We start from the raw sequence: 25,601 nt of genomic DNA, 5'->3' as shown, positions 1-25,601 counted from the left end.
GAAAGGAAAAGAAAGGCCTTACGATCGTCTTCCGTAAGGCCAACAGGGCACACTGTGAAAGGGCTACAGGGAAAGAGCCTGACCCTGGATCCAAATCTGCCGGAGGTGTAAACCCGCATCCAGCGCAATAATATTGGCGCGTTTGCCCGGCGCTAACGATCCCAGCAGGTGATCCATACCGAGCAGACGGGCGGGATGCAGTGAAGCCATATGGATAGCTTGCTCTGGGGCGACCCCCGTATGCTCCACCATATTTCGCACGGCGGCATCCAGCGCGAGCGTGCTGCCCGCCAGCCCGCCTGAGGCCGTGCGGACAACGCCGCCCTGCATCTCGACACTTTCACCACACAACGTATAGCGTCCATCAGGCATACCCGCCGCCTGCATGGCATCGGTAATCAGCACCGTACGATCCTTCGCGCAGCAACAACACAGCCGCATGGCTCCAGGATGAACGTGATGCCCGTCGGCAATAAGCTCCAGCCACGCGCGTGGGTCCGTAAGGCCAGCGCCAACCATGCCGGGCTCCCGGTGGTGTAACCCCGTCATGCCGTTGTAGCAGTGCACCAGCCCGGCTGCGCCTGCATCAAATGCGGCCAGGGTTTGCGCGTATGTAGCGGCGCTGTGGCCCAGCATGACGCGTATCCCTTTTTGCTTGAGGTGATGGATCGCCTTCAGGGCTTCCGCTTTTTCCGGAGCAAGCGCCACTACCCGCAGCGTGTTCTGCGAAACCGCAATCAGATCATCAAGTTCCGCGAGATCCAGTTCGCGAAACAGTTCTTGCGGATGTGCCCCTTTGTTCTGCGGCGTAAAGTACGGGCCTTCCAGATAGCTGCCCAGGACCTGCGCACCGGGGCCACCGACATGACAGCGTCGGGCAATGCGCCGTAACGCGCTATGGATCGCCTCCAGCGGAGCGGTGACGGTGGTAGGCAGAAACGCCCCCACGCCTTCACGCGCTTTATGCATGGCTAACCGGTCCAGTACGTCGGGGGCATCATCCATCACATCCACACCCGCGCCGCCGTGGACGTGGATATCAATGTATGCCGGGCAAAGCAGGTCTGCCTCGCGGGTGTTAACCCCTGCCGGAATCGGCTCGATGGCGGTGATGACGCCTCTATCCATGCGCAGCTGATGGTCATCCAGCCAGCCCTGCCCGGTAAGCAGACGACGCGCGCGCAGCAGCTGGCTCATATCCCTTCCTCGGCGGGCGCTTCCTCGCGACAGCGTGCAAGCTCATCCACCAGGCTGGTCAGGCCGCGATGGCCGCACTCCAGCGCCTGCAAACGAAATGCTTCACTGCTTAACCCTTCGCGCTCCAGAACCATCTCCAGCAAAAGCTGGAGATTGGTGCCGGTGATCACTTCGCTGCCGGGGTGTTGCATCGCGAGGGTAGAGGCCACACGAAACGGCGTACCGCCGAGAAGATCGGTGAGAAACACGATATCGTGCTCTGCATCCAAATCATTCACTGCCTTCTCAAGCTGCGCGGTCAGCCGCGCAGTGGTGGAGCTTTCCGGAAAATCGATGGCGATAAACTGCGGCTGTTCGCCGAGGATTTGCTTCATCGCCTGTTCCAGCCCGCTGGCAAAACCGCCATGACCCGTCAAAATAATGCCTAACATCGCAACCTCTTTGCTTTTACAGGAAGTGACAGAATTTACCGACAACGCCCAGCACCACGGTGATACCAATCAGGCGCAGCGGGCTCCAGCCACGGCGTACCAGCCAGAACATGGTCAGGGTGTAGACCAGCGGCAGAAAGGCGGGCATCAGTTTGTCGATCACGTCGGTTTGCAGTTTGACGACCGCATCCCCGGCTTTGATCTCAAGTGTGGTATTCAGGCGCACATAGGTTGCCACCAGCGCACCAATCACCGTCATCCCGACAATGGACGCAGCATGACCAACCTTTTTGGTATTGGCCTTGATCAGCGGGATCGCGGCGACACCCATCCGGTAGGCATAGTGCGCCAGACCAAAACGCAGGCCGAGATGTACCACGTTAAACAGCACGATAAAGACCACGGCGCCAAGAATGGATCCCTGTAGCGCCAGGCTGGCGCCAATCCCCCCGCAAATAGGCAGCAGGGTCAGCCAGAACATGGCGTCACCAATGCCACCGAGCGGTGCACCGACGGCAATTTTAGTGCTCTGGATGCTGTTCACATCCTGCTTGGAACGCTCCATTGCCAGAATAATGCCGATGACGAAGGTCACCAGGAACGGGTGGGTGTTAAAGAAGCCCATATGGCCTTTCATGGCGCGCGCCAGGTCCCGCTTATTGGTGTGGATCTTTTTCAGCGCGGGCAGTAGCCCATACAGCCAGCCGGAGGCCTGCATTCGCTCGTAGTTGAACGAGGCCTGTAGCAGCATGGAACGCCAGGCGACACGGTTAATATCCTTTTTCGTTAGCTCAGCGCCAATACTCTGGTCTTCGTAGACGTTTTCATTCACGCCGGTCAGCAGCGTCTCTTCACTTTCAGACACGCCCGGCAGGGTGGTTGGATTAGATGCCATCTTCAAATTCCTCTTTCTGGGCCGCAGGCGCCGTCGGTTCAGGCGATTTGCGCAGCAGGTCGATCAGCGCCATCGCCAGCGCAGCCGCGGCAATCGCCAGCACCGGCAGTTTCAGCCAGGCCGCGGCGACAAAGCCGATAATGAAGTAAGGGATGTAGACGTTTTTCATCATGATCTTCAGCAGCACGGCGAAGCCGATCGCTGGCATGATACCGCCCGCGACGCCCAGACCGTCGATCAGACGTTCCGGCAGGACATCAATGGCGGTTTTCGCGTGTTCAGCCCCGAAGTAGATGGGCAGAAACGCACACAGGAAGTAGAAGACGCCGAGCGCCAGCAGTGCCAGATAGTTGACCCGTTCAATACCACGGGTGTCTGCGTTAGCCGCCATGCGATCGCAGCGGGACATCACGCCGGACATCACCGAGAAGAGGAAAGTGATCCCCATCTGAACCGCCACGGCAAACGGCACGGCGACCCCAACCGCGACATCCGGTTTCACGCCTGTGGTAATGGCAAATGTGGTGCCAACGATGGTGCCGATAATCACGTTTGGCGGCTGCGCGCCCGCCAGCGGCGCGAGACCCATCCAGACCAGTTCTAACGTACCGCCGGTCAGAATTCCGGTGTGCAGATCGCCCAGAATCAGGCCAACCAGTGGCCCGAGCACCACCGGACGGTGCATGTGTGTTAAGCCGTTAAACATATCCAGGCCCGCGATAAAGGCGAGAAGCCCCAGCGCGAAAGCCTGCAACAGACTGATTTCCATTGTGAATCCCTCAGAGCAGTTTAAAGAGATCCAAAGCAGTCTCTGTTGGAACGCCCTGAACGAAGCATTCCACTCCGGCCGCCTTCAGGCCGTTAAACGCGGCGATATCGTTCGCGTCTACAGATACCGTTTTGGCAATTTGCTGTTTGCCACTGGCGTAATGCATATTTCCGACGTTGATACGGGTGATAGGCACGCCGCCCTCGACCAGCGTTAAAAAATCAGCCGGTGTTTTACAGACCAGCAGAATTTTCTGCCGATCTGCGGCGCGATGAATGTTGTCGATCACTTTTTGCAGGGACCAGAAACGCACGGCGATGCCTTCCGCAAGCACCATCTCCATCAGGTTTTGCTGAACCGGATCGTCTGCAACCTCGTCATTTGCCACCAGCACCAGGTTCGCCCCCGCAAACCCCACCCACTGTACGCCCACCTGACCGTGGATCAGGCGTTCATCAATGCGGCATAAGACAATGTTTGGCATAGCGTTTTCCTCTTTTTAATTATGCGTGTTGAGTCGTTACGCCTTCGCAGGCGGCATGGTACTGCTGGAGTATGTCCTGAATGTGGTCGAGAATGAGCTCCCGTGGTGTGGACCTGAGAGCACCCTCGCGAACTTTGCTGTACTGCAACGGCAGATACTGGCTGATCAGCGGCAGTGGGATCGGTTCATCCGCCAGGTTGCGTACCAGTCGCTCAAAAGCCTCGTCAATCTGGCTGTCTGGCCAGTAATAGCGCACGCGGTCGGAATAGCTGTAACCGCGGGCCAGGCGACGGGCATTGCCGTCGCCGTGATAGTGGCTTTGCCAGTATTCCGGGCGATCGAGCATCACGTTTTCCAGGACGTGACGCAGTCCTGAGCAGGCTTTTGCCGGCAAAAGCTCTTCTTCAATTGCAGCCAGGGAGAACAGCGCTTCGCGCAGCGCGAAGGTTAGCGCAGGGCCGACTTTCAGAATGGCGAAGTGATCTTTCACCAACTGGCGCAGCGCCTGCGGCGTCTGGTAATCGGTAGAGTGTGCTTCAAATACGAGCGTGTCGTAGGCTTCAACCATCTTGCTCAGTGCGACGGCTTTATGCGGTTGATAGTCACAAACGTGCGCATGGTCGAACTCAACGCCAGGCTGAACCACCAGGCCAATAATGCGCGGCCAGATGTCGCTTAACCCTTCCTTCTCGAATGCGTGGCGGTGTGCCTCAAGCGTGGCACGTGCCGCCTCTGGTGTGGTGACCTCAAGCTCGGTCAGCGTTTCGTGTGCCCCACCGGGAACCGGAACTTCCGTGCCGATAACGTAGACCAGATCCGCTACGCCAAATTGCTCGAGACAGGTGGTTTCGGCAATTTTAGCCAGCCGAGCGGCACGCCCGGCAACGATTGCATCGGTTAAAGGAACCGGATCGTCTTCGCAGGACATGCTGCAATCGAGGTGAATTTTTTTAAATCCGGCCGCCACGTAGCTCCTGATCAGATCGTCGGCATTCGCCATCGCCTGCAAAGCTGGCAGGTTTTGCCAGCGGTTAGGACCTAAATGATCGCCGCCAAGGATCAGCTGTGAGGTGGGGAAACCGAGGGATCCCGCCAGATTGCAGACAAACCCATAAAAATCGGCGGGCGTCATACCGGTATAGCCGCCAAACTGATCCACCTGGTTTGAGGTGGCTTCAATCAGCAGAGGCGTCTGTTGTGAATGGGCGTAACGAATTGCAGCTTCTAGTACCAATGGATGTGCGGAACAGACGGCGTAAATCCCGTTTGTATTCCCCCGTTTATGTTGTTCCACCATTTCTGTCAGATGTTTCACTTTCCTCTCCATTTCGGATGGTGTTGGTATTCATCTTTCGTTTTGTTTCATTTGATACTGCATTATGGTGGGGTAAAAATAAAACGAAAGATAATAGTTTTCCGATCTGTTTCACAAAAGAAACATAATGAAAGGTTTCAGCGGCGGTTAAGCTTGCGTCTGCTCACCATACAGGGCTTGCATTCCCTCAAAAGAAAGGCGTTAATAAGCAAAACGAAATGAAACGAAAGTTTATTTACTAAGGAGCTCGTATGAGCAGCACCGATTCATCCGCAGAGAAGCGCATCACCGGCACCAGTGAAAGGCGAGAGCAGATCATTCAGCGGTTGCGGGCGCAGGGAAGCGTGCAAGTTAACGATCTTTCTCTTTTATACGGCGTGTCGACGGTGACGATCCGTAACGATCTGGCCTTTCTGGAAAAGCAGGGGATTGCCGTTCGCGCTTACGGCGGCGCGCTGATTTGTGAAGGTAATGCCCCCGGCGTGGAGCCGTCCGTTGAGGACAAAAGTTCCCTTAATACGGCTGTGAAGCGCAGCATCGCGCAGGCGGCGGCTGAACTGGTGAAGCCGGGTCATCGCATTATTCTGGACTCCGGCACCACAACCTTTGAAATTGCCCGCATGCTGCGCCAGCATACCGATGTCATTGCCATGACCAACGGGATGAACGTGGCAAACGCGCTGCTGGAAGCGGAGGGAGTGGAGCTGCTGATGACCGGCGGGCACTTGCGCCGTCAGTCGCAGTCCTTCTATGGTGACCAGGCGGAGCAGTCCTTACAGAATTACCATTTTGACCTGCTGTTCCTGGGCGTCGATGCCATCGATCTCGATCGGGGGGTGAGTACGCACAACGAGGATGAAGCCCGTCTGAACCGGAAAATGTGCGAGGTGGCGGAGCGTATTATCGTTGTCACTGATTCCAGCAAGTTTAACCGTTCAAGCCTGCATAAAATCATTGATACTCAGCGGATCGACATGATTATCGTTGATGAAGGTATTCCGGCGGAAAGCCTGGAAGGGTTACGCAAAAGCGGGATCGATGTGGTGCTGGTCTAAAGAGGCTTTTCCCCTCACCCTAACCCTCTCCCCATAGGGGAGAGGGGACTGCTCGGTGCGGTTTTTTTACCCTCTCCCCGGTGGGGAGAGGGCAGGGTGAGGGGCCATCATGTCACCGGTGCCGGGTTAAACACCGCCAGCGAGTTATGCAATCCCCATTGATCGGAGAAGGTTTTCTTCCGCCCGCTTGCCACATCCAGAATGAAGTGGAACAGCTTCCAGCCCACCTCTTCAATACTCTCTTCCCCGGTGGCGATGGTGCCCGCGTTGATATCCATTAAGTCATACCAGCGGTTTGCCAGCTCGGTGCGGGTCGCCATTTTGATCACCGGTACCGCCATCAGGCCGTACGGCGTGCCGCGTCCGGTGGTAAAGACCTGTACCGTAATGCCGGATGCTACCTGCTGGGTGCCGCACACGAAATCACTGGCAGGCGTTGCCGCGTAGATCAGACCGCGTTTGGTTGGTCGCTGGCCAGGTGAGAGCACTTCCACAATCGCGCTCTGGCCGGATTTGACAATCGACCCGAGGGCCTTTTCCACCACGTTCGCCAGGCCGCCTTTCTTGTTACCCGGGGACGGGTTGGCGCTGCGGTCGGTTTTGCCCATGTCGAGATAGTTATCGTACCAGGCCATCTCCTCCAGCAGGCGTTTGCCCACCTCTTCGTTAACGGCGCGCGGCGTGAGCAGGTGGATAGCATCACGCACTTCGGTGACTTCGGAGAACATCACCGTGGCGCCGCAGCGCACGAACAGATCGGAGGCATAACCTACCGCCGGGTTAGCGGTGACGCCGGAAAACGCATCGCTGCCGCCACACTGTGTCCCAACCACCAGTTCAGAGGCCGGGCAGGTTTCACGCTGGCGTTTGTTCAGCTTCTCCAGATGGCGCTCTGCCACCTGTAAAATGTCGTCGACCATCGATCTGAAGCCGACATGGTGTTCATCCTGAAGACGCACAATACTGGCCTCGTCAACCGGAATGGCTTTCACATCCTCAGTACCCTGCAACAGGCGTTCTGGCTGCAATTTTTCACAGCCGAGGCCAATCACCATCACCTCGCCGCCAAAGTTCGGGTTAAGGGCGATATTGTGGATCGTGCGGATCGGCACGACCGCTGCGGGCGCGTTGATCGCCACGCCGCAGCCGTACAGGTGGTTAAGCCCCACCACGCCGTCAACGTTGGGGTATTTCGGCAGCAGATCGCGCTCAATAATTTTCACCACGTAATCCACGACACCCGCCACGCAATGCACGCTGGTGGTGATGCCAAGCAGGTTTTTGGTTCCCACACTGCCATCCGCGTTGCGGTAACCTTCGAAGGTATAACCCTCCAGCGGAGGTAACGGCTCAGGGACGCGGGTAGCCAGCGGCAACGTCTCCAGCGGCGGGGCGGTGGGCAGTTCAACCAGCGACTCCTCAATCCAGCTACCCTGCGGGATAGTGCGCACCGCATAGCCGATGACTTCGCCGTAGCGCACGATTTCGCCCTGCGCCGGGATATCGACCAGTGCGACTTTATGCCCCTGCGGAATGTGCTCAATCAGCTCCAGCCCGTCCGGGAACCGGGTACCCGCTTTTAAGCCATTGTCGTTGACAATAATCGCCACGTTATCGGTATCGTGCACTTTTATATAGAACGCCGTCGGCGACGCCTGTCGAATTTCAATATCGGCCATTGTTCACTCATCTCCAGCAAAATATCTGATACTAAATATAGCCAGATGGTTAATCGTTTCTTATTGAGGAAATAAAGAATGTCAGGAGAGGAAAAGTGAGAATGTGATCGCGATCGCTCCCGAAACACTAATCGTTGATTCTGTGCATCAGCGCCCACTGCATTGGGCATATGCTCAAAATAGCGTGCTAACCCCGTTGGATAATTGAGCATTGAGACAATGTGCTGCCGGGTGGTGACGATTATACTGAATGACGATTTTATAAAGCCAAAATTCAGTCAGGAAAATAAATATAACGCTGACGCTGAGTCGGAATAAATAAGAAAAGCTACTGGCTAAAACTGCGGAATTAAAAAAGGTATACGTAATGAGTAACGACATCTTCCCGAATAAATTTAAAGCGGCCCTTGCGGCGCATCAGATTCAGATTGGCTGCTGGTCTGCGCTGGCCAACCCCATCAGCACCGAAGTGCTGGGCCTGGCCGGATTCGACTGGCTGGTGCTGGACGGCGAACATGCGCCAAACGATATCAACACGTTTATTCCGCAGCTGATGGCGCTGAAAGGCAGCCACAGCGCGCCGGTGGTGCGTGTACCTACCAACGAGCCGGTGATCATCAAGCGTCTGCTGGATATCGGCTTCTACAACTTCCTGATCCCGTTTGTTGAAACGGAAGAAGAAGCGGTGCTGGCCGTAGCTGCCACCCGCTATCCGCCGGAAGGGATCCGCGGCGTGTCTGTCTCGCACCGCGCCAACATGTTTGGCACCGTGCCGGACTATTTCGCCCAGTCCAACAAGAACATCACCATTCTGGTTCAGATCGAGAGCCAGCAGGGGGTCGATAACGTCGACGCCATTGCCGCGACCGAAGGTGTCGATGGTATTTTCGTCGGCCCGAGCGATCTGGCGGCCGCCTTTGGTCATCTGGGCAACGCCAGCCACCCGGACGTGCAGCGGGCAATCCAGCACATTTTTGCCCGTGCCAAAGCGCACGGTAAACCGTGCGGCATTCTGGCGCCGGTGGAAGCCGATGCCCGCCGCTACCTGGAGTGGGGCGCAACGTTTGTCGCCGTCGGCAGCGACCTCGGCGTATTCCGCGCCGCCACGCAGAAATTAGCGGACGCTTTTAAAAAATAACCATCATTGAGGAAACAGATTATGACGCTGAAAGTGGGTTTTATTGGCCTGGGTATCATGGGCAAACCAATGAGCAAAAACCTCATCAAAGCAGGTTACTCACTGGTGGTTTTAGATCGTAATTCAGACGCGGTGGCAGAAGTGATTGCGGCTGGCGCAGAAACGGCGACAACTGCAAAAGCGATCGCCGAGCAGTGCGACGTGATTATCACCATGCTGCCAAACTCCCCGCACGTGAAAGAGGTGGCGCTGGGTGAGAACGGCATTATCGACGGCGCGAAGCCGGGTCTGGTGGTGATCGACATGAGTTCTATCGCACCGCTGGCGAGCCGCGAAATCAGCGAGGCGCTGAAAGCGAAAGGCGTGGAGATGCTGGATGCGCCGGTCAGCGGCGGCGAACCGAAAGCCATCGACGGTACTCTGTCGGTAATGGTGGGGGGCGATAAAGCCGTGTTCGACAAATACTACGACCTGATGAAAGCCATGGCTGGCTCCGTGGTGCATACCGGTGAAATTGGCGCAGGCAACGTCACCAAGCTGGCAAACCAGGTGATTGTGGCGTTGAACATCGCGGCCATGTCCGAAGCACTGACGCTGGCCACCAAAGCGGGCGTTAATCCGGATCTGGTCTATCAGGCCATTCGCGGTGGTCTTGCGGGCAGCACCGTGCTGGATGCCAAGGCACCGATGGTGATGGATCGTAACTTCAAGCCGGGCTTCCGCATCGATCTGCACATTAAAGATCTGGCGAATGCGCTGGATACCTCCCACGGCGTGGGCGCGCAGTTGCCGCTGACTGCCGCCGTCATGGAGATGATGCAGGCGCTGCGTGCGGACGGTCTGGGCACCGCCGATCACAGCGCGTTAGCGTGCTATTACGAAAAGCTGGCGAAGGTTGAAATTGCTCGCTAATGACGTCCCGCCCGGTGGCGTTACGCTTACCGGGCCTACGGCTCAGGCATACAACTATGAAAATCGTAATCGCGCCAGACTCTTATAAAGAAAGCCTGTCTGCCACTGAGGTGGCGCAGGCGATAGAAAAAGGATTTCGGGAAATTTTCCCCGACGCTCATTACGTGTCTGTTCCCGTTGCTGACGGCGGAGAAGGTACGGTTGAAGCGATGATCGCCGCGACGCAGGGCACCTGGCAGCAGGCTGTCGTCACCGGCCCGTTAGGGGAAAAGGTGAAGGCCAGCTGGGGGATCTCGGGCGACGGTACCACCGCGTTTATCGAGATGGCCGCCGCCAGCGGCCTGGTACTTGTTCCTCCCGCGCAGCGTAACCCGCTGGTCACGACGTCGCGCGGGACGGGGGAGCTGCTCCTCCGCGCGCTGGATAAAGGCGCGCGCAACATCATTATCGGTATCGGCGGGAGCGCAACCAACGATGGGGGCGCGGGTATGATGCAGGCGCTGGGCGCGAGGTTTACGGATGCGAACGGGACGGAGATCGGCTACGGCGGCGGCAGCCTGATGGCGCTGAACCGTATTGATATTTCTGATCTTGATCCGCGTCTTCAGGGGTGCGCAATCCGCGTCGCCTGTGACGTGACGAATCCGCTGGTCGGTGAAAGCGGCGCGTCGCGTATCTTTGGCCCGCAAAAAGGCGCCACGGAGGAGATGATCCTCGAACTCGACGCCAGTCTTAGCCACTACGCCAACGTGATCAAAAAATCCCTGCGCATTGACGTCAACCCGGTTCCGGGGGCAGGAGCGGCGGGCGGCATGGGCGCGGCGCTGATGGCCTTCCTGGGCGCTGAGCTGAAAAGCGGCATTGAGATTGTCACTCAGGCGCTCAATCTTGAAGAACATATTCACGACTGCACGTGGGTGCTGACGGGAGAAGGGCGCATCGACAGCCAGAGCATTAATGGCAAAGTGCCCGTCGGCGTGGCGAGCGTCGCCAAAAAATACCATAAGCCGGTGATAGGGATTGCCGGAAGTCTGACGCAGGATGTGGGTGTGGTGCATCAGTACGGCATCGACGCGGTGTTCAGCGTATTGACCCGCATCGGTTCACTGGAAGAGGCGTTCCAGGGAGCGTACGACAACATTTACCGCGCCTCGCGCAATATCGCGGCCACATTGCAGGTAGGCATGCGTAGCCAGGGGTGACAGCGGCGCGCAAACCCTCTATACTGCGCGCCGAAGCTGACCAGACAGTCGCCGCTTCGTCGTCGTCCCTTTCGGGGGAGACGGGCGGAGGGGAGGAAAGTCCGGGCTCCACAGGGCAGGGTGCCAGGTAACGCCTGGGGGGGAAACCCACGACCAGTGCAACAGAGAGCAAACCGCCGATGGCCCGCGTAAGCGGGATCAGGTAAGGGTGAAAGGGTGCGGTAAGAGCGCACCGCGCGGCTGGTAACAGTCCGTGGCACGGTAAACTCCACCCGGAGCAAGGCCAAATAGGGGTTCACATGGTACGGCCCGTACTGAACCCGGGTAGGCTGCTTGAGCCAGTGAGCGATTGCTGGCCTAGATGAATGACTGTCCACGACAGAACCCGGCTTATCGGTCAGCTTCAACTTCTTACGAAACCCCGCTTCGGCGGGGTTTTTGTTTTCTGAAGGTTGTATGCCGGGTCAGCGAAGCGCCAAACGACATCAATTCTCAATTTTGCGACGCCAAGCACATTTCACTGCTTTACCGATTATGCGTTCCTTTCATCTGCTGCGCATGATCGTAATCACAAAATTTAACGCTATAAAATTAGAAAATTTTAGTGTTGAACAGATGTTGTGAATGTTGACTCAGTGATGCTGAATGTTATTCATTTGATAATTTAATATTGAATCTAAAAACATTCTTCTGGTGAATGTGTGATATATCCCACTCTTTAACCGGAAGCTGAGAAAATATTCCTGATAAAGTTGATAAACCACAAAAATGTTTTAAAAGAATAATGATGGTTTATTAACCTTTAATTTCCTGAAAGATAGTCTTTATTAATATTTTTAAGGCAAAAAAATTCACGCAGGTTATTGCCATAAAATAAATTTATTACTGCGGATTTTGTTGATCAATATCAGCGTAATTGCGTATTTTAAGTTGATTAACTCTTTGATTGGTAAGGTGATAAATCGGTTTTGAATGCAGTGATAAAAAGGGCGTCATGGCAAATTGTGAGTAACAGCACATACCCCCTGAAACAATATTGGGTAGAATCCGCTGCGTCATAGGGAAATAAGCGCAGAATATTATGAATACTATTATTCTACCGAAAACACAGCACCTCGTGGTATTTCAGGAAGTCATCAAAAGTGGCTCCATAGGTTCTGCTGCAAGACAACTGGGGCTGACGCAACCTGCCGTCAGCAAAATCATCAGCGACATCGAATCCTACTTTGGGGTGGAAGTGATGGTGCGTAAAAACACCGGCGTAAAACTCACTGCCGCCGGTCAGGTGCTGCTGTCCTACGCTGAGTCGATCACCCGCGAAATGAAAAACATGGTGAGCGAGATCAACAGCCTCAGTTTCAGTACCGTCATGGACGTCTCCTTCGGCTATCCGTCGCTGATTGGCTTCACCTTCCTGTCCGGGATGATCAAAAAATTCAAGGAAGTGTTCCCGAAGGCGCGCGTCTCAATGTATGAAGCGCAGCTCTCTTCATTCCTGCCCGCCATTCGCGATGGCCGGCTGGATTTCGCCATCGGCACGCTGAGCGACGGGATGTTGCTCCAGGATCTTCACGTTGAGCCACTCTTTGAATCTGAGTTTGTGCTGGTGGCGAGTAAATCACGAACGTGCACCGGCCCGACCAGACTGGCGTCGCTCACGCACGAGCAGTGGGTGATGCCGCAAACCGATATGGGCTACTACAACGAACTCCTGACCACCCTGCAAGATAACCACATCAGCATTGAAAACATCGTCCAGACCGATTCCGTCGTCACCATCTATAACCTTGTTCTCAATGCCGATTACCTGACGGTGATCCCCCGTGACATGATTGCGCCATTCGGCTCGGACCAGTTTATTGTCCTGCCGGTGGAAGATGCATTACCTGTGGCGCGTTATGCTGCCGTGTGGTCAAAAAATTACAGTATTAAAAAATCGGCGTCAGTATTAGTTGAACTGGCAAAACAATATTCGTCGATGAATATCGAAAAACGACGATAGAAATAATGATGATTTAAAACACCCGGAGCGACGCTTTTTAACGCTCTGATACCCTGACTTTGCCTGAAAATAATGAATTATTATAACGAGGATATTATGCACATTACTTACGATCTCCCGGTGACCATTGACGATATTCAGGACGCCAGAAAAAGACTGGCGGGAAAGATCTATAAAACCGGTATGCCGCGTTCAAATTATCTGAGCGAACGGTGTAAGGGTGAGATATTCCTGAAATTTGAAAATATGCAGCGTACCGGTTCGTTTAAAATACGTGGGGCGTTTAATAAATTGGCTATTTGCAATCTGAGGTTGGATTGTAGATTTTAGTTAGAAATGGATCAAAGTCCGTTTTGTGCAAAACTTGGTTGACAACCCTCTTTTGGAAGATGTGCCGTTTCGTGCAAAAGTTGGTTGGAGGCCAAGATGGCAGAGTTCGTAGGTTCGGCTGCTTCGCAAGCTGATTTCATTTGGAAGAACGCGGAAGACCTGTGGGGGGGGATTTCAAGCATACCGACTTCGGCAAGATCATTTTGCCGTTTACTCTGCTGCGTCGATTGGAGTGCGCACTGGAGTCTACACGGGAAGCATCGCTCGATAGCCAACCAGCCACGATTGAGTTCTTAGAAGCAGAGTTCAGTGTTGATTTCGATGCGCTGCTATCTTGACCGCCAATCAGACCCGCATGGTTCAGGTTTGTGTATGAGAGTCCCCAAATGGCTGTAGTTCTAACCAAAGCCTTGATTGAAGCCGGCCGCGCCGGAAATAGTGGGTACAGAAAAGGCAGTTGCTTGCGCTGGGCGTAAGTTACCCGCCGAAAAGCGGCTGGATCGAACGACTGATCGGCACTGAGGTATCTGACGAGCAGTACGAACGCTTTCTGGGGCACAGCACGAGCAAGCAGGCTGAACAGATCCTACGCGGAGAGCAGCCAGCCAAGGGGCTTCAGTATGCAAAGCGAGCGAAGAAGCTCGCTTCTGAAAGAAAAGCCACAATTGATCTGGATAACGAGCACCTGTCTGAAATCGAAAAGTATCGGTAGCCCTAGACTTTTAGCCGCTGAAGATCTCTTAGATACCATTGGTGAAACTTGCTGAAGTCAGCCTTCTGTTTCTCTACCGTGCTGTTATAGATCGCATCACTGGTAACCGCACAAGCAGTCCAGCCAGCCTCATAGACGAAGCGAGTAGCTATCGGTGACTTCTTCGGGGTGCTATCCCAGCGGTTTTTGAGCCACCGCGCAAGCCCTTCATCAAGAGGGACCACCAGATTTAGCTGCTGTTTTGTGCGAGTGATACCGACATAAAACAGCCGACGTTCCTCCTCGATTTCCTCTTCGGCCGGAGGGGTGTTCATCGATGTGCGAACGCTGTAAACATCATCGGGTTTGCCGCCAGGAAATTCCTGCTCATTCAGCCCGATCAGGGGTCGTCTCAGAAAACGGAATCTATGGTCACTCCCGTTTTTGCAACACCGATTTTGACGACAAGTTGGCTTGCTTGAATCTATCCGGCGTCTGAATGGGATTTTATTCCCGCGCCTTGATGAGTTCCGCGCCTGATGAACCTCCAGAAAATATACGGCTTCAATGAGCCTTTCCGTTTTACAGGTTCCTCAACAGGCCGGTGGGCCGTTAGTATCATCAATATCAGTATTCGCAAAACCAGATCAGTAATTCTTTAAACCGGTGTATTTCTGCCGTTATGCTACATAAGTTTGCTGTCGTGCCGTTAGGGCCCAGGCTATTCTGGCCAGCTTGTTTGCCAGAGCACAAGTGACGACAAAGTTGCTTTTCCGGCACAGTAAATCCCTGACCCAATCGGCCAATTTGCCAGACTGGTGTTCCAGTTTTTGTATGAATACCCTGGCACATTGAACCAACAAAGTTCGGATCTTTTTATTACCTCGCTTACTAATTCCCAGCAATGTCGTCCTACCTCCCGTGCTGTACTGCCGAGGTACAAGCCCTGTTGCCGCCGCAAAGTCACGGCTGCTGGCGTACTGCTTCCCGTCGCCAATCTCAGTTGAAATAGTACTCGCTGTCAGTGTTCCGACGCAGGGAATGCTCAGCAAGCGCTGTCCAACCTCATCTTCGTCCAACTTTCGTTTCAACTGGGATTCCAAATCTTTAATCTGCTCAACAAGATAGTGATAATGCTGTTGTAATTTCAGCAATAACTGGCTGAGGTAAAGAGGCAAACTATTATCCTCAAGAATGGTACTCAGTCGGCTAATAACGGCAGCTCCTCGGGGAACGCTAATGCCAAATTCCAGCAGAAAAGCATGCATTTGATTGGTTGTTTTTACCTTATCCTGAACCAGGGATTCACGGACACGATGCAGAGCCCGCATTGCCTGCTGAGATTCCGTTCTGGGCTGCACAAAACGCATAGACGGACGCGATGCAGCTTCACAAATAGCTTCGGCGTCGACAAAGTCGTTTTTATTGCTTTTAACGAACGGGCGGACAAATTGTGGTGATATCAGCTTTGGGGAATGCCCCAACTCTTCCAACTTGCGTGCCATAAAGTGAGAACCGCCACAGGCTTCCATTGCGATGGTTGTAGCGGGGCATGTCGCCAAAAATTCGATCAACTTTGGCCGGGTAAATTTTTTACGGTAAACAGCCTTCCCGCGACGATCCTGGCAATGAATATGGAAAGAGTTTTTACCCAGATCGATACCAATGAGCGCAATGTTTTCCATGATAGTTCTCCGAATGAAAGCCTGTCCTCAGCATAGTACCGGGAAGGAGGGAGTGACCATCTCATTAAATAAAGCACGCTAAGCCGGTTGCAGCGGCCGTAGCGGCCTGAACTTGCCCGCGCCGATCTTGGCGCTGCTGCGCCAGAGGTAATCGCCGGTCAGGTTGATGTGCTCCCAGCCGAGCGGCGACAGGTACTGCAACAGGCCGTCATCGACGGCTTGACCGTGGCCACGCAAGGCGTTCGCGGCCCGCTCCAGATAGACCGTGTTCCATAGCACGATGGCCGCCGTCACCAGGTTGAGGCCGCTGGCCCGGTAGCGCTGCTGCTCGAAGCTGCGGTCGCGGATTTCCCCCAGGCGGTTGAAGAACACGGCGCGGGCCAGCGCGTTGCGCGCCTCGCCTTTGTTCAGCCCGGCATGCACGCGGCGGCGCAGCTCGACGCTTTGCAGCCAGTCCAGGATGAACAGTGTGCGCTCGATGCGTCCCAGCTCACGCAGGGCGACGGCCAGGCCGTTCTGGCGCGGGTAGCTGCCAAGCTTCCTGAGCATCAGCGAGGCCGTCGCCGTGCCCTGCTTGATCGAGGTGGCCATCCGCAGGATTTCATCCCAATGGGCGCGGACGTGCTTGATGTTGAGCGTGCCGCCGATCATCGGTTTCAACGCCTCGTAGGTGGCATCGCCCTTCGGGATGTAGAGCTTGGTGTCGCCCAGGTCACGAATGCGCGGGGCGAAGCGGAAGCCCAGCAGGTGCATCAACGCGAAGACGTGGTCCGTGAACCCTGCCGTGTCGGTGTAGTGCTCCTCGATCCGCAGGTCGGATTCGTGATACAGCAGGCCGTCGAGCACGTAGGTCGAGTCGCGCACGCCGACGTTCACGACCTTGGTGTGGAACGGCGCGTACTGGTCGGAGATATGGGTGTAGAACGTCCGCCCTGGGCTGCTGCCGTATTTCGGATTGATGTGGCCGGTGCTCTCGGCCTTGCTGCCGGTGCGGAAGTTCTGGCCGTCCGACGATGACGTGGTGCCGTCGCCCCAATGCTCGGCGAAGGGATGTCGGAACTGCGCGTTGACCAGCTCGGCCAGTGCCGCCCCGTAGGTTTCGTCGCGGATGTGCCAGGCTTGCAGCCAGGCCAGCTTGGCGTAGGTCGTGCCGGGGCACGATTCCGCCATCTTGGTCAGGCCCAGGTTGATCGCGTCGGCGAGGATCGTGGTCAGCAACAGGTTTTTGTCCTTGGCCAGGTCGCCTGACTTCAGGTGGGCGAAGTGCCGGGTGAAGCCCGTCCATTCGTCTACCTCCAGCAGCAATTCGGTGATCTTGACGTGCGGTAGGATCATCGCCGTCTGGTCGATCAGGGCCTGTGCGGTATCGGGCACCGCCGCATCGAGCGGCGTGATCTTCAGGCCCGACTCCGTGATGATGGCGTCCGGCAGCTCGTTGGCCAGCGCCATGCGGTTGACGGTGGCGAGCTGCGTTTCCAGCAGCGTCAGCCGGTCATGCAGGTACTGGTCGCAATCGGTGGCCACGGCCAGCGGCAATTCGCTGGCCTGCTTGAGGCTGGCGAATTTCGCGGGCGGCACCAGGTAGTTGTAGCGGCTCGCGTTTGAAAACGGGCGTGCTCGCATTCGACGCCGCTTTCGGCTCGAATTAACTGCAACTGACGGCGCGCTGATGCTCACGCTATCTGCAAACGAGCTTGCAATCGACGGCGGCGGCTCGCATTTCATGGCGGCGTGCTCGAATTAATTGCAAGTGAAATGCCGGGTTCCAAGCTATCCAAAATCAATAGATGCAGTGCCGGCTGCCCGCTAACGCCTCTGAGCGGTCAGACGGGGATTGACCTACGCCGCCTCTCGCACGAGACGGATATCGACTTCTCTGTCAACGTACTTCCATTCCTCTGTTGCACGCAGTTCGGAAAGCAATGCGTTGAACTCAGCCTCATGGGTTGGCGCGAACTCGAACCAATTGAGAAAATCGAACGGTTCATTTTCAGAGAGGTCGCGGCAGTGGTGGAGCTTGCGCGCTACTGCAGGCAAGTAGTTGAGCCCGATTTGGATGTGCTTTGACTTTTCGAAAACGCTCCGGCGCTCGTCTTGCGTGAATTCCCACCAAGCTGCGTTTTTTCGGATCGGTATCAACGCAGCGCAAGTTGCTTCTGGGCGCGCTAGCCCTTGCTGCTTCACCACAATTTCGTTCTTCTCTTCGCGCATGACATACCGTTCATTGCTTGTTATTCCGCGAAGTACCCAGGGTGCATTGGTTTCGGGCTGCAACTCTGAGGCAGATATTACGTTGAGCCTTTTGGCTTCAGGCAGTGACTTGCCAACTATGGTTTCGGTTCCAACGATCCGCCAAAGACCGCTGTCTCCGCCGACGAATGCAAATAATCGTGTATCCATTTCATCCCCTTCATGTGAGTGTGTTAACTTTTTTACAGCCTCAAAAAACCTATCTGCCCATCCCATGCTTGTGCATCATCGTCTCGCCTCGCTTAGCGTAGTATTGCATTACGCTTACCAGCGCCCCCAGTTAAATTGTAAATATAGCATCGAATTGGTCTGTGATACAACCGCCAGAAAATAGCCGTTTGTCGCCATTTCAAAAATTAATTGTACCGTATAGGTACGCCCTAACTAGGCGTCAGGCCGGAACCTTGGGCCGCGTCAGGATAGGGCCGATTCCAGCATTTTCTGACGCCTCGCCGGCAACCTCTAGGGCCTCAACCTGACAGGCCGTACGCTTAACGTACGATTTTTAATGAGATGGTCACTCCCTCCTTCCCAGTACTATGCTGAGGACAGGCTTTCATTCGGAGAACCATCATGGAAAACATTGCGCTTATTGGTATCGATCTGGGTAAGAACTCTTTCCATATTCATTGTCAGGATCATCGTGGGAAGGCCGTTTACCGTAAAAAATTCACCCGACCAAAGCTAATCGAATTTCTGGCGACATGCCCGGCAACAACCATCGCGATGGAAGCCTGTGGCGGTTCTCACTTTATGGCACGCAAGCTGGCAGAGTTAGGGCATTTTCCAAAGCTGATATCACCGCAATTTGTCCGCCCATTCGTTAAAAGCAACAAAAATGACTTCGTTGATGCTGAAGCTATCTGTGAAGCAGCATCACGTCCATCTATGCGTTTCGTGCAGCCCAGAACCGAATCTCAGCAGGCAATGCGAGCTCTGCATCGTGTCCGTGAATCCCTGGTTCAGGATAAGGTGAAAACAACTAATCAGATGCATGCTTTTCTGCTGGAATTTGGTATCAGCGTTCCGCGAGGTGCTGCCGTTATTAGTCGACTGAGTACCCTTCTTGAGGACAGTAGTTTGCCTCTTTATCTCAGCCAGTTACTGCTGAAATTACAACAGCATTATCACTATCTTGTTGAGCAGATTAAAGATCTGGAATCTCAGTTGAAACGAAAGTTGGACGAAGATGAGGTTGGACAGCGCTTGCTGAGTATTCCCTGCGTTGGAACGCTGACTGCCAGTACTATTTCAACTGAGATTGGCGACGGGAAGCAGTACGCCAGCAGCCGTGACTTTGCGGCGGCAACAGGGCTGGTACCCCGACAGTACAGCACGGGAGGTCGGACGACATTGTTAGGGATTAGCAAGCGGGGCAACAAAAAGATCCGAACTTTGTTGGTTCAGTGTGCCAGGGTATTCATACAAAAACTGGAACACCAGTCTGGCAAGTTGGCCGACTGGGTCAGGGAGTTGTTGTGTCGGAAAAGCAACTTTGTCGTCACCTGTGCTCTGGCAAACAAGCTGGCCAGAATAGCCTGGGCACTGACGGCGCGACAGCAAACTTACGAAGCATAAAGGCAGAAATACACCAGTTTAAACAATCATTCATCTGGTTTTGCGAATACTGATATTGATGATACTAACGGCCCACCGGCCTGTTGAGGAACCTGTAAAACGGAAAGGCTCATTGAAGCCGTATATTTTCTGGAGGTTCATCAGGCGCGGAACTCATCGAGGCGCGGGAATAAAATCCCATTCAGACGCCGGATAGATTCAAGCAAGCCAACTTGTCGTCAAAATCGGTGTTGCAAAAACGGGAGTGACCATAGATTCCGTTTTCTGAGACGACCCCTATCTGTTCAACCGCCGGGCGAACGGCATCGATGAAATCTGGTACATCTGCCCGGACAGGCCGACGCTCGTCCGGGTGCAACGGGCAATTTTGGCGGTGGATGAAATCGTGAACCCACAGACCGGCGAGGCCCGAAAAACGGCAGAGCTGGACCGGGAACGGCTGTTTGCCTGCTTCAAATTCATGGTCATGGTCTGAGGTTAATCATTCATTTATGAGGTGTTTTATGACAAACCGGATTGCGGTTGTGGGCCGGGAGGCCCTGCTTATGGTCGGGGCGATGGCCGGAGGGCTGTGTGTGCTGGCCGCGCATCTGCTGAAATTGTTCTGGCGCGTGCTGCCGGTGTTTCTGCTGCTCTACGGGTTCGTGCAGTTTCTGGCGAGGAACCCGGCGATCCGTGACTGGTTGTTCCTGCATTTCGGGCAGGGAGGCACGGCGGCGATCCTGATCGGTGGTACCCTTCTTTGCCTGCGTCGTCTGATGAAATGACGGCAGACAGCACCGGCCGCGTCGGTGCTGTTATTCCTCCCCGAGCTGGTCCCGCATTGCCAGCCAGAGCGTTTCCGCGTCCTCGTGCAGCCGTTCGCACATGTCGGCCGCGGTATCCATATCCAGTTCGTTCAGCTTTTCCAGCAACAGCAGCGACTGATCCCTGATGAATTTTGCCATGTTGAGGGCGGTTTTTTCCTGTTTCGTCATGTTTCTTTCCTTCCGGGCATGGTGTGCGCCTGTCGGGTATACTGTCTCAAAAATAGCGGGGTGAGACAATGGCGTGGGTGACGGTGAGACAGGCCACGGAACTGACGGGAAAAGCCCGAAGTCCCCTGTATCGGGATATGGCTAAAGGCCGCGTATCATACCGGACGGAGGCTGATGGTGGTCGTGTCGTAGATACCAGCGAGCTTATCCGGGTGTACGGTGAGTTAAGACTGATTGAGACTCATGATCGGGACGGGTTGAGACTGCCGGATGAGACTGAAAAAACGGTATCAGAGGCGCTGATTGCGGAGATAAAAGCGCTGCGGGAAGAGGTGGCCGGGCTGCGGCAGGAAATGCAGGCCATGAGACTACTGGAACACAAAACGGAGACAGCAGAGACACCGCGCCGGTGGTGGCAATGGGGGAAGCGCTGACGCGCTGCGCTTGTCCAACCGGCGACGGCCACGCAATGAATTGCGCCCCCGTCACCCGTTATCAGCGGACGGAGTGGGGATTCTGGCGCTGGCCGACTACGGCCAGAACCCGGATTTTCTGCGCCGGGTCATTCACATCATAGAGGACATGCTGTCCCATCAGGCTTATCCGGCGAACGTCCTCGCCATAGCGTGAGTCCACTTCGTAGAGACGCGGAAAGTCTGCCAGCTTGTCTGCGGCCGCAAGAACGCGATCGGTGACGTTCCGCGCATCCCACAGAGATGAATTTTCCGCGATGTAGTCAAACAGTGCCGTTACGTCCTCGATGGCTCCCTGCTTCCATTCCACGTCATACGGCATCACGCAGTTCCTGATAGCGACCATGCAGCCGCTGGCGGAGTTGTTCCGTGGTCATGCCCGGGCGTGTATCAGCGCGGGCTGCAGTCACTTTGGCGCGAACCTGATCTTCATACTCGGCCTGTGCCAGTTCTTCGTTAGCCAGGCGCTGCAACAGTGCTGCCTTGTCCGGGCCACCTTCCGGCAGTATGCGGGGCAGACTTTCGGCCAGTTCCCGCAAGAAGTTGGCGTTTTCGTAGTGTGTGGTATTGCTCATTACAGAGCCTCCGGGGTTGATGCGTCGACATGAAGGAGTTTAGCAGGGACACTCCCTGAAAAATATGCTGAATCCGGTACGCGAAGCGTTACTTCCTTGTACTGGCTGTTCTCTGTTATTCGTGCTGTCTTGCAGGCTTACTGCGGGTTGCTGTCTTTTTTTTCTCGCTGCCTGAGTCCCTCAGCAAAACCGACCATCCAGCCTAATGGATCATGCTGCGCAGCCCCTGACAACAGCGCGTCAGATTCCAGTCCGGCTTGTCGTCCTGCCTCTCTGACATCTTCTCGTACCCATACCGCAATTTGCTTATAACCCGCCTCGCGCATACGTGCTTTATAGGCTGCCTGGCCGCGTGCATTCTTGATCAGATACTTGCGGTTGCTAGTGATATCGCGTGTCTTGTTGTTTGAACCGGTCATTAATTCCTCAGGCATTACAGAGTTGTCGTACACACAGAAAACATTACTAGTAATTATGATTGTTGTGAGTATTCCAGGGAGAAAATGAGAGATTTCCCGCGCAAAAGGGCGCTTTTTGGCGGTTTCAGGTGGTAAACGCACTGAAACGGGCCGCCATGCAGTCCGGTGCATAGCCATTCATGCCATCAGAATTCATCAGGCAAGTTTTGCGGGGTTTTCGCCGGGTAAGCTGTGGTTTTCACCGGCTTCGCGCTGAAATCGCCCTGAGCGCGTTTTAGCGGTGCGTACAATGAAGCCTTTATGTTAAATAGGGGCTTTTGTTGTCCGGAAAAGGCTGAGCAAAAATACGATAAACAGTGTCATACCGGTAACCAGCATGACATAGCCGGCTGTTGGGTTATAAGTCAGACAGAAGGCTGTGCAGGCACTGGGGGCGTGTATGCGAAAAAGCCCGGCAAAACACAGACTGGCCGAGAGTCCGTAAAATAACGATCCTGCGATAACGGTCAGCATAATTCTAAACATTGTCCCTTTGTCCCTTTGACCCTAATCATCCTCATCTTTTTTCTAATATGCCCCTTAAAATCAGGATGTTGATTGTTTTGTATGCAAGAAATGGACTAAAGAAATTTGTTTGTGATCCCATTCTCGTTTCTGCATATGAACAAAAAAGCCCCGCACATGGGCGGGGCTGAATGCTGCGAGTCTGCGACGGTGACTTATCCCGGAAGCGTCCAGTCAGGTCGTTCAAAATGGCAGGTATAGCCGTCGGGATTATGCTGCAGGTAATCCTGATGCTCTGGCTCTGCAGACCAGAACTCACCGGCCTGCTCTACTTCTGTCACCACGACTCCGGGCCAGACTCCTGAATCATCTATTTCACGGATAAGCTGGTTTGCCTGCTGCTTTTGCTCCTCTGTGGTGAAAAAGATGGCTGAGCGGTAGCTTGAGCCGACGTCATTACCCTGACGAAGTATTGTTGTAGGGTTGTGAATACTAAAGAAATATTCCAGTAGTTTTCGGTAGCTCAGTTTATCCGGGGAATACACCACCTTCACCGCCTCCGCATGTCCTGGGTGGTGCTGGTATGTCGGGTTATCATTACGTCCGCCGGTATAGCCCACTTCGGTGCTGACCACGCCATTGAGTTTGCGGATCAGCTCCTGGACACCCCAGAAACAACCACCGGCAAGGATTGCCACATCAGTTTTCATGCTTATCTCCTTTCTCAAACAGGGGAAGAAATTCACCGTATCCTTCTGTTTCCAGAGCGCCTTTCGGGATAAAACGCAGTGAAGCCGAGTTAATGCAGTAACGTAATCCACCGGTATCCTGTGGCCCGTCAGGGAAGACGTGTCCCAGATGGCTGTCACCGTGACGGGAACGCACTTCAGTACGCACCATGCCATGACTGAGGTCGCTCAGGTTGTGGACGTTGTTTTCCACTGGTTTGCTGAATGCCGGCCAGCCACAGCCCGAATCAAATTTGTCCTTCGACGAGAACAGTGGCTCACCGGAGACGATATCCACGTACAGTCCGTCCTCAAAGTGGTCGTCATATTCTCCGGTAAACGGGCGCTCAGTGGCGCTTTTCTGGGTGACGCTGAACTGCAGTTCCGTCAGTGCCTGAATGGTCTGTGGGTCTTTTTTATACGGTTTGTTCATATCGCTCTCCTGACAAATCTCACTCACCGGGACGGGTCCTGCTCATGAATAAGATCCAGATAGTGTTTTTCAAAGTCCGGGTTGGCGGGGAGCGACTTATTTTCCAGGTAGCGCTCTAAAAAGTAGCGGGGAGTGATCCCCGCCCGAAAGGCGGCTTCCATGCCTCTCACCATGAACCCGGGAGTGGTGTCATATTTGCTGGCCAGAAATATCAGGCTGCTGCGTAATTCAGGGTCACCCCATGGCTGACAATGCGTCAGACGAGCGGGGTTTGTGCACGGCGCTGAGTTGCTTCGCCCTCCGGTTAATCAGTGTCCGTCGCAGGTCATGACGCAACAGCACCAGTCCAGCCCCAATCAGAAGAACATCCTTGATAATGAAGCTGTCAATGCGACCCAGCTGCGGCAGAAGGCTCAGGGTGACGATGCCGGTGCCTGCCACCATCAGGGCGCCTGCTGCACCCACTGCCGGCCGGAAAAATCCGGCAATCAGGGCCAGAAGGGTGATATTTTCCACCACGCCGAGTGCGTAGCTGAGCCCCTGAACGCCGAGAGCCGGATACAGCGCACCGAGCCAGGTGCCTGGCAGCAGGTGGTGAAGGGCATTGGCCTCGAAGGCAAACCATTTGTAGGTGCCAAACAGGGCGAAGATGAAAATCACTGACAGCCGCAGAACCATAATGTCCAGGCCTGACGTTTTACGAAGTAACCGGCGCAGTTGTATCTCGACGTTATTTTTCATGGTGTGTGTCCTTTTATTTTCGTTTTGTGTTTATGCAAACAGCGTGGCGCGGGCATGAACGAAACGGGCCTGCTCAAGCTCAGAAATCAGATAAGCGGCAGCGCCATGTTCAAGGGCTTCGCGGATAACCTCCCGCTCCAGCTCATCCACGGAAGACACCCAGCCAACAGAGAGTGTACGGACCGGTACCAGAGCTGCTTTTTCTTCCTCAGTAAGATCGGATTTGATGATGACCGGTCCATGGGCTTTACGGGTGAAGACAGCGATAACGTCGTTGATAAGTGCTTTCATGATGATGCCCCCTGCATGTCTGTTTTATTGTGTTGTCGTGTTGTTAATATTTATTCTACCTACCAGTAGATAGATTGGCAAGGGGTAACTGGAAATTAAACGCAAGGAAAGTCTTAATGTCTTCTGAGGCCCCCGGAATACAGGCGTTGTCAGCGGTGATTTTTTTGAGTGCTGGCTGCCCCGGTTAAACCGGGGCAGCCACAGGCGTGGCTTTACGGGCGGGAGAGTAGCTGAATAAGCGCGCTCATGGTGCGGGAACAGGCATCATGAGGAGGGATCCGATTGAGCATCAGGGCCCCTTTAATGGCGCTGCCGATGATAATGGCCACGTCAGCCGGCTCAGCAGTAAAAGCCAGTTCACCGCTTTCACGACCCGAAACCAGCACACTGGTCAGGATGCGCAGGTCGGTTTGTGCCAGTCGTGAGGTGGCTTTCTGAAGAGGTTCTTCAAACAGGGCGCTGTCGGACAGCATGGCGTGAATGCCACACATCTGGCCGCTGTCGGCGCATTTGAGAAATGCGTCCATATAACCCTGCAGACGGGCTTTACCCGGTGGCAGCTGTAACAGGGCAGCTTCCAGTTTCAGCAGGCTGGCCTCCTTGTATTCACAATAGGCAAGCCCGAGGTCGGTTTTGGTCTGAAAATGGTAATGGATACTGGCCTTCCGTATTCCCAGACCGTCAGCGAGATCAGCATAGCTGAAGCCCTGGTAGCCGTTCTGCTGGATAAGGGTATCAGTCAGTTCAATCAGACTGTCATGGGTGGACATAATGTTCTCCTGGCACCTGCGGGTGCCTGTTATTCAGACACAACTGCGCCCGGAAACCAGAAGGGTTCCGGGCGCAG

At 54.7% G+C, this 25,601-nt stretch carries 29 protein-coding genes, 1 other RNA gene and 4 pseudogenes; 13 read left to right on the top strand and 21 right to left on the bottom strand.

The features are described from left to right. Positions 1 to 63: 63 nt before the first annotated feature. The 6 genes from nagA to kbaZ are packed head-to-tail and all read right to left on the bottom strand — an operon-like array spanning position 64 to position 5,103. On the bottom strand, positions 64 to 1,197 hold the full coding sequence (gene nagA, locus ACQG0S_RS19535) for an N-acetylglucosamine-6-phosphate deacetylase (protein WP_048965967.1): 1,134 nt from the start codon (positions 1,195 to 1,197) through the stop codon (positions 64 to 66). Next, on the bottom strand, positions 1,194 to 1,628 hold the full coding sequence (agaF, locus tag ACQG0S_RS19530) for a PTS galactosamine/N-acetylgalactosamine transporter subunit IIA (protein ID WP_048965966.1): 435 nt from the start codon (positions 1,626 to 1,628) through the stop codon (positions 1,194 to 1,196). The genes nagA and agaF overlap by 4 nt, the downstream gene beginning before the upstream one ends. 16 nt (positions 1,629 to 1,644) lie before the next feature. Next, positions 1,645 to 2,523, bottom strand: coding sequence for a PTS N-acetylgalactosamine transporter subunit IID (gene agaE / locus ACQG0S_RS19525; protein WP_022649494.1), 879 nt, complete (start codon positions 2,521 to 2,523; stop codon positions 1,645 to 1,647). Beyond that, entirely contained in the window at positions 2,513 to 3,292 is a 780-nt protein-coding gene (gene agaW / locus ACQG0S_RS19520) for a PTS N-acetylgalactosamine transporter subunit IIC (RefSeq protein WP_003861730.1), read from the bottom strand. The genes agaE and agaW overlap by 11 nt, the downstream gene beginning before the upstream one ends. Positions 3,293 to 3,302: 10 nt before the next feature. Beyond that, positions 3,303 to 3,776, bottom strand: coding sequence for a PTS N-acetylgalactosamine transporter subunit IIB (gene agaV, locus ACQG0S_RS19515; protein WP_003861728.1), 474 nt, complete (start codon positions 3,774 to 3,776; stop codon positions 3,303 to 3,305). 19 nt (positions 3,777 to 3,795) lie between these two features. Further along, entirely contained in the window at positions 3,796 to 5,103 is a 1,308-nt protein-coding gene (kbaZ, locus tag ACQG0S_RS19510; protein ID WP_032677146.1) for a tagatose-bisphosphate aldolase subunit KbaZ, read from the bottom strand. Between the two features lie 239 nt (positions 5,104 to 5,342). Between kbaZ and ACQG0S_RS19505 the strand changes: the two genes are divergently transcribed. Further along, complete coding sequence (locus ACQG0S_RS19505; protein WP_015571958.1) at positions 5,343 to 6,146, top strand: DeoR family transcriptional regulator; 804 nt, start codon at positions 5,343 to 5,345, stop codon at positions 6,144 to 6,146. A 107-nt stretch (positions 6,147 to 6,253) separates the two neighbouring features. Here ACQG0S_RS19505 and garD read toward each other — a convergent pair whose 3' ends face one another. After that, positions 6,254 to 7,825: a galactarate dehydratase gene (garD, locus tag ACQG0S_RS19500; protein WP_426750710.1), complete on the bottom strand. Its 1,572-nt coding sequence runs from the start codon at positions 7,823 to 7,825 to the stop codon at positions 6,254 to 6,256. 367 nt (positions 7,826 to 8,192) lie between these two features. Here garD and garL point away from each other — a divergent pair, with 367 nt between their 5' ends. The 8 genes and pseudogenes from garL to ACQG0S_RS19460 all read left to right on the top strand — a co-directional run bounded on the left by garL (position 8,193) and on the right by ACQG0S_RS19460 (position 14,121). After that, entirely contained in the window at positions 8,193 to 8,963 is a 771-nt protein-coding gene (gene garL, locus ACQG0S_RS19495; RefSeq protein WP_003862676.1) for a 2-dehydro-3-deoxyglucarate aldolase, read from the top strand. Positions 8,964 to 8,984: 21 nt separating this feature from the next. Further along, a complete protein-coding gene (gene garR, locus ACQG0S_RS19490) occupies positions 8,985 to 9,875 on the top strand; it encodes a 2-hydroxy-3-oxopropionate reductase (protein ID WP_022649490.1) in 891 nt (296 codons plus the stop codon). A 56-nt stretch (positions 9,876 to 9,931) separates the two neighbouring features. Next, positions 9,932 to 11,077 (top strand): glycerate 2-kinase, encoded by a 1,146-nt coding sequence (gene garK, locus ACQG0S_RS19485; protein WP_048965678.1) that lies wholly within the window; start codon positions 9,932 to 9,934, stop codon positions 11,075 to 11,077. 32 nt (positions 11,078 to 11,109) lie between these two features. Further along, positions 11,110 to 11,486: RNase P RNA component class A (gene rnpB / locus ACQG0S_RS19480), an RNA gene on the top strand. A 672-nt stretch (positions 11,487 to 12,158) separates the two neighbouring features. After that, a complete protein-coding gene (gene tdcA, locus ACQG0S_RS19475; protein ID WP_023298702.1) occupies positions 12,159 to 13,079 on the top strand; it encodes a transcriptional regulator TdcA in 921 nt (306 codons plus the stop codon). Positions 13,080 to 13,175: 96 nt separating this feature from the next. Continuing rightward, positions 13,176 to 13,376: pseudogene (locus ACQG0S_RS19470) on the top strand (threonine ammonia-lyase); the annotation flags it as partial. 129 nt (positions 13,377 to 13,505) lie between these two features. Then, positions 13,506 to 13,726, top strand: a pseudogene (locus ACQG0S_RS19465) (type I restriction-modification system subunit M N-terminal domain-containing protein); the annotation flags it as partial. A gap of 140 nt (positions 13,727 to 13,866) precedes the next feature. After that, positions 13,867 to 14,121: a hypothetical protein gene (locus tag ACQG0S_RS19460; protein WP_000880375.1), complete on the top strand. Its 255-nt coding sequence runs from the start codon at positions 13,867 to 13,869 to the stop codon at positions 14,119 to 14,121. A gap of 2 nt (positions 14,122 to 14,123) precedes the next feature. Here the strand turns inward: ACQG0S_RS19460 and ACQG0S_RS19455 are convergent, their stop codons facing one another. The 4 genes and pseudogenes from ACQG0S_RS19455 to ACQG0S_RS19440 form a co-directional block, all read right to left on the bottom strand. Beyond that, positions 14,124 to 14,495 (bottom strand): 3'-5' exonuclease, encoded by a 372-nt coding sequence (locus tag ACQG0S_RS19455; protein WP_223259313.1) that lies wholly within the window; start codon positions 14,493 to 14,495, stop codon positions 14,124 to 14,126. A gap of 285 nt (positions 14,496 to 14,780) precedes the next feature. Continuing rightward, complete coding sequence (locus ACQG0S_RS19450; protein ID WP_000427623.1) at positions 14,781 to 15,785, bottom strand: IS110-like element IS4321 family transposase; 1,005 nt, start codon at positions 15,783 to 15,785, stop codon at positions 14,781 to 14,783. A 78-nt stretch (positions 15,786 to 15,863) separates the two neighbouring features. Then, positions 15,864 to 17,372: pseudogene (locus ACQG0S_RS19445) on the bottom strand (Tn3-like element ISPa38 family transposase); the annotation flags it as partial. A gap of 252 nt (positions 17,373 to 17,624) precedes the next feature. Then, positions 17,625 to 18,185 (bottom strand): chlorite dismutase family protein, encoded by a 561-nt coding sequence (locus tag ACQG0S_RS19440; RefSeq protein WP_002718009.1) that lies wholly within the window; start codon positions 18,183 to 18,185, stop codon positions 17,625 to 17,627. Positions 18,186 to 18,608: 423 nt separating this feature from the next. Between ACQG0S_RS19440 and ACQG0S_RS19435 the strand changes: the two genes are divergently transcribed. The 3 genes and pseudogenes from ACQG0S_RS19435 to ACQG0S_RS19425 all read left to right on the top strand — a co-directional run bounded on the left by ACQG0S_RS19435 (position 18,609) and on the right by ACQG0S_RS19425 (position 20,380). Then, a complete protein-coding gene (locus ACQG0S_RS19435; RefSeq protein ID WP_000427614.1) occupies positions 18,609 to 19,613 on the top strand; it encodes an IS110-like element IS5075 family transposase in 1,005 nt (334 codons plus the stop codon). Positions 19,614 to 19,890: 277 nt separating this feature from the next. Then, positions 19,891 to 20,088: pseudogene (locus ACQG0S_RS19430) on the top strand (MobC family replication-relaxation protein); the annotation flags it as partial. A gap of 28 nt (positions 20,089 to 20,116) precedes the next feature. Further along, on the top strand, positions 20,117 to 20,380 hold the full coding sequence (locus ACQG0S_RS19425) for a hypothetical protein (RefSeq protein ID WP_021243021.1): 264 nt from the start codon (positions 20,117 to 20,119) through the stop codon (positions 20,378 to 20,380). Positions 20,381 to 20,410: 30 nt separating this feature from the next. Here ACQG0S_RS19425 and ACQG0S_RS19420 read toward each other — a convergent pair whose 3' ends face one another. Next, a complete protein-coding gene (locus ACQG0S_RS19420) occupies positions 20,411 to 20,590 on the bottom strand; it encodes a Rop family plasmid primer RNA-binding protein (protein WP_021243020.1) in 180 nt (59 codons plus the stop codon). 68 nt (positions 20,591 to 20,658) lie between these two features. Between ACQG0S_RS19420 and ACQG0S_RS19415 the strand changes: the two genes are divergently transcribed. Further along, positions 20,659 to 21,024 (top strand): entry exclusion protein 1, encoded by a 366-nt coding sequence (locus tag ACQG0S_RS19415; protein ID WP_426750707.1) that lies wholly within the window; start codon positions 20,659 to 20,661, stop codon positions 21,022 to 21,024. A gap of 61 nt (positions 21,025 to 21,085) precedes the next feature. Here the strand turns inward: ACQG0S_RS19415 and ACQG0S_RS19410 are convergent, their stop codons facing one another. The 9 genes from ACQG0S_RS19410 to ACQG0S_RS19370 all read right to left on the bottom strand — a co-directional run bounded on the left by ACQG0S_RS19410 (position 21,086) and on the right by ACQG0S_RS19370 (position 25,524). Next, a complete protein-coding gene (locus tag ACQG0S_RS19410; protein ID WP_021243018.1) occupies positions 21,086 to 21,385 on the bottom strand; it encodes a type II toxin-antitoxin system RelE/ParE family toxin in 300 nt (99 codons plus the stop codon). Beyond that, positions 21,375 to 21,638: a hypothetical protein gene (locus ACQG0S_RS19405; protein WP_000072676.1), complete on the bottom strand. Its 264-nt coding sequence runs from the start codon at positions 21,636 to 21,638 to the stop codon at positions 21,375 to 21,377. Before ACQG0S_RS19405 ends, ACQG0S_RS19410 begins: the two co-directional genes overlap by 11 nt. 137 nt (positions 21,639 to 21,775) lie before the next feature. Next, entirely contained in the window at positions 21,776 to 22,228 is a 453-nt protein-coding gene (locus ACQG0S_RS19400; RefSeq protein WP_125125741.1) for a hypothetical protein, read from the bottom strand. A gap of 548 nt (positions 22,229 to 22,776) precedes the next feature. After that, on the bottom strand, positions 22,777 to 23,271 hold the full coding sequence (msrA, locus tag ACQG0S_RS19395; protein WP_021243016.1) for a peptide-methionine (S)-S-oxide reductase MsrA: 495 nt from the start codon (positions 23,269 to 23,271) through the stop codon (positions 22,777 to 22,779). Continuing rightward, on the bottom strand, positions 23,261 to 23,722 hold the full coding sequence (gene msrB, locus ACQG0S_RS19390) for a peptide-methionine (R)-S-oxide reductase MsrB (RefSeq protein ID WP_021243015.1): 462 nt from the start codon (positions 23,720 to 23,722) through the stop codon (positions 23,261 to 23,263). The genes msrA and msrB overlap by 11 nt, the downstream gene beginning before the upstream one ends. A 23-nt stretch (positions 23,723 to 23,745) precedes the next feature. Continuing rightward, positions 23,746 to 23,883, bottom strand: coding sequence for a hypothetical protein (locus ACQG0S_RS19385; RefSeq protein WP_021243014.1), 138 nt, complete (start codon positions 23,881 to 23,883; stop codon positions 23,746 to 23,748). 73 nt (positions 23,884 to 23,956) lie between these two features. Then, entirely contained in the window at positions 23,957 to 24,463 is a 507-nt protein-coding gene (locus tag ACQG0S_RS19380) for a DUF417 family protein (protein ID WP_021243013.1), read from the bottom strand. 30 nt (positions 24,464 to 24,493) lie between these two features. Then, a complete protein-coding gene (locus ACQG0S_RS19375) occupies positions 24,494 to 24,754 on the bottom strand; it encodes a DUF1471 domain-containing protein (RefSeq protein WP_001567381.1) in 261 nt (86 codons plus the stop codon). A 212-nt stretch (positions 24,755 to 24,966) separates the two neighbouring features. Next, entirely contained in the window at positions 24,967 to 25,524 is a 558-nt protein-coding gene (locus tag ACQG0S_RS19370; RefSeq protein ID WP_001567382.1) for a TetR/AcrR family transcriptional regulator, read from the bottom strand. Positions 25,525 to 25,601 lie beyond the last annotated feature (77 nt).

It is taken from the genome of Enterobacter cloacae complex sp. 418I7, assembly GCF_050030705.1.
In the GTDB taxonomy this organism is placed as follows: Bacteria; Pseudomonadota; Gammaproteobacteria; order Enterobacterales; family Enterobacteriaceae; genus Enterobacter; species Enterobacter intestinihominis.
The sequence above is the reverse complement of the archived record's forward strand: the minus strand, read 5'-3'. Positions and strand labels throughout refer to the sequence as shown.

What these genes read in the sequence shown, in the direction of transcription:
- nagA (WP_048965967.1), bottom strand. Translation starts at nt 1,197, where the DNA reads ATGAGCCAGCTGCTGCGCGCGCGTCGTCTGCTTACCGGGCAGGGCTGG.
- agaF (WP_048965966.1), bottom strand. Translation starts at nt 1,628, where the DNA reads ATGTTAGGCATTATTTTGACGGGTCATGGCGGTTTTGCCAGCGGGCTG.
- agaE (WP_022649494.1), bottom strand. Translation starts at nt 2,523, where the DNA reads ATGGCATCTAATCCAACCACCCTGCCGGGCGTGTCTGAAAGTGAAGAG.
- agaW (WP_003861730.1), bottom strand. Translation starts at nt 3,292, where the DNA reads ATGGAAATCAGTCTGTTGCAGGCTTTCGCGCTGGGGCTTCTCGCCTTT.
- agaV (WP_003861728.1), bottom strand. Translation starts at nt 3,776, where the DNA reads ATGCCAAACATTGTCTTATGCCGCATTGATGAACGCCTGATCCACGGT.
- kbaZ (WP_032677146.1), bottom strand. Translation starts at nt 5,103, where the DNA reads ATGGAGAGGAAAGTGAAACATCTGACAGAAATGGTGGAACAACATAAA.
- ACQG0S_RS19505 (WP_015571958.1), top strand. Translation starts at nt 5,343, where the DNA reads ATGAGCAGCACCGATTCATCCGCAGAGAAGCGCATCACCGGCACCAGT.
- garD (WP_426750710.1), bottom strand. Translation starts at nt 7,825, where the DNA reads ATGGCCGATATTGAAATTCGACAGGCGTCGCCGACGGCGTTCTATATA.
- garL (WP_003862676.1), top strand. Translation starts at nt 8,193, where the DNA reads ATGAGTAACGACATCTTCCCGAATAAATTTAAAGCGGCCCTTGCGGCG.
- garR (WP_022649490.1), top strand. Translation starts at nt 8,985, where the DNA reads ATGACGCTGAAAGTGGGTTTTATTGGCCTGGGTATCATGGGCAAACCA.
- garK (WP_048965678.1), top strand. Translation starts at nt 9,932, where the DNA reads ATGAAAATCGTAATCGCGCCAGACTCTTATAAAGAAAGCCTGTCTGCC.
- tdcA (WP_023298702.1), top strand. Translation starts at nt 12,159, where the DNA reads ATGAATACTATTATTCTACCGAAAACACAGCACCTCGTGGTATTTCAG.
- ACQG0S_RS19450 (WP_000427623.1), bottom strand. Translation starts at nt 15,785, where the DNA reads ATGGAAAACATTGCGCTCATTGGTATCGATCTGGGTAAAAACTCTTTC.
- ACQG0S_RS19440 (WP_002718009.1), bottom strand. Translation starts at nt 18,185, where the DNA reads ATGGATACACGATTATTTGCATTCGTCGGCGGAGACAGCGGTCTTTGG.
- ACQG0S_RS19435 (WP_000427614.1), top strand. Translation starts at nt 18,609, where the DNA reads ATGGAAAACATTGCGCTTATTGGTATCGATCTGGGTAAGAACTCTTTC.
- ACQG0S_RS19425 (WP_021243021.1), top strand. Translation starts at nt 20,117, where the DNA reads ATGACAAACCGGATTGCGGTTGTGGGCCGGGAGGCCCTGCTTATGGTC.
- ACQG0S_RS19420 (WP_021243020.1), bottom strand. Translation starts at nt 20,590, where the DNA reads ATGACGAAACAGGAAAAAACCGCCCTCAACATGGCAAAATTCATCAGG.
- ACQG0S_RS19415 (WP_426750707.1), top strand. Translation starts at nt 20,659, where the DNA reads ATGGCGTGGGTGACGGTGAGACAGGCCACGGAACTGACGGGAAAAGCC.
- ACQG0S_RS19410 (WP_021243018.1), bottom strand. Translation starts at nt 21,385, where the DNA reads ATGCCGTATGACGTGGAATGGAAGCAGGGAGCCATCGAGGACGTAACG.
- ACQG0S_RS19405 (WP_000072676.1), bottom strand. Translation starts at nt 21,638, where the DNA reads ATGAGCAATACCACACACTACGAAAACGCCAACTTCTTGCGGGAACTG.
- ACQG0S_RS19400 (WP_125125741.1), bottom strand. Translation starts at nt 22,228, where the DNA reads ATGCACCGGACTGCATGGCGGCCCGTTTCAGTGCGTTTACCACCTGAA.
- msrA (WP_021243016.1), bottom strand. Translation starts at nt 23,271, where the DNA reads ATGAAAACTGATGTGGCAATCCTTGCCGGTGGTTGTTTCTGGGGTGTC.
- msrB (WP_021243015.1), bottom strand. Translation starts at nt 23,722, where the DNA reads ATGAACAAACCGTATAAAAAAGACCCACAGACCATTCAGGCACTGACG.
- ACQG0S_RS19385 (WP_021243014.1), bottom strand. Translation starts at nt 23,883, where the DNA reads ATGGAAGCCGCCTTTCGGGCGGGGATCACTCCCCGCTACTTTTTAGAG.
- ACQG0S_RS19380 (WP_021243013.1), bottom strand. Translation starts at nt 24,463, where the DNA reads ATGAAAAATAACGTCGAGATACAACTGCGCCGGTTACTTCGTAAAACG.
- ACQG0S_RS19375 (WP_001567381.1), bottom strand. Translation starts at nt 24,754, where the DNA reads ATGAAAGCACTTATCAACGACGTTATCGCTGTCTTCACCCGTAAAGCC.
- ACQG0S_RS19370 (WP_001567382.1), bottom strand. Translation starts at nt 25,524, where the DNA reads ATGTCCACCCATGACAGTCTGATTGAACTGACTGATACCCTTATCCAG.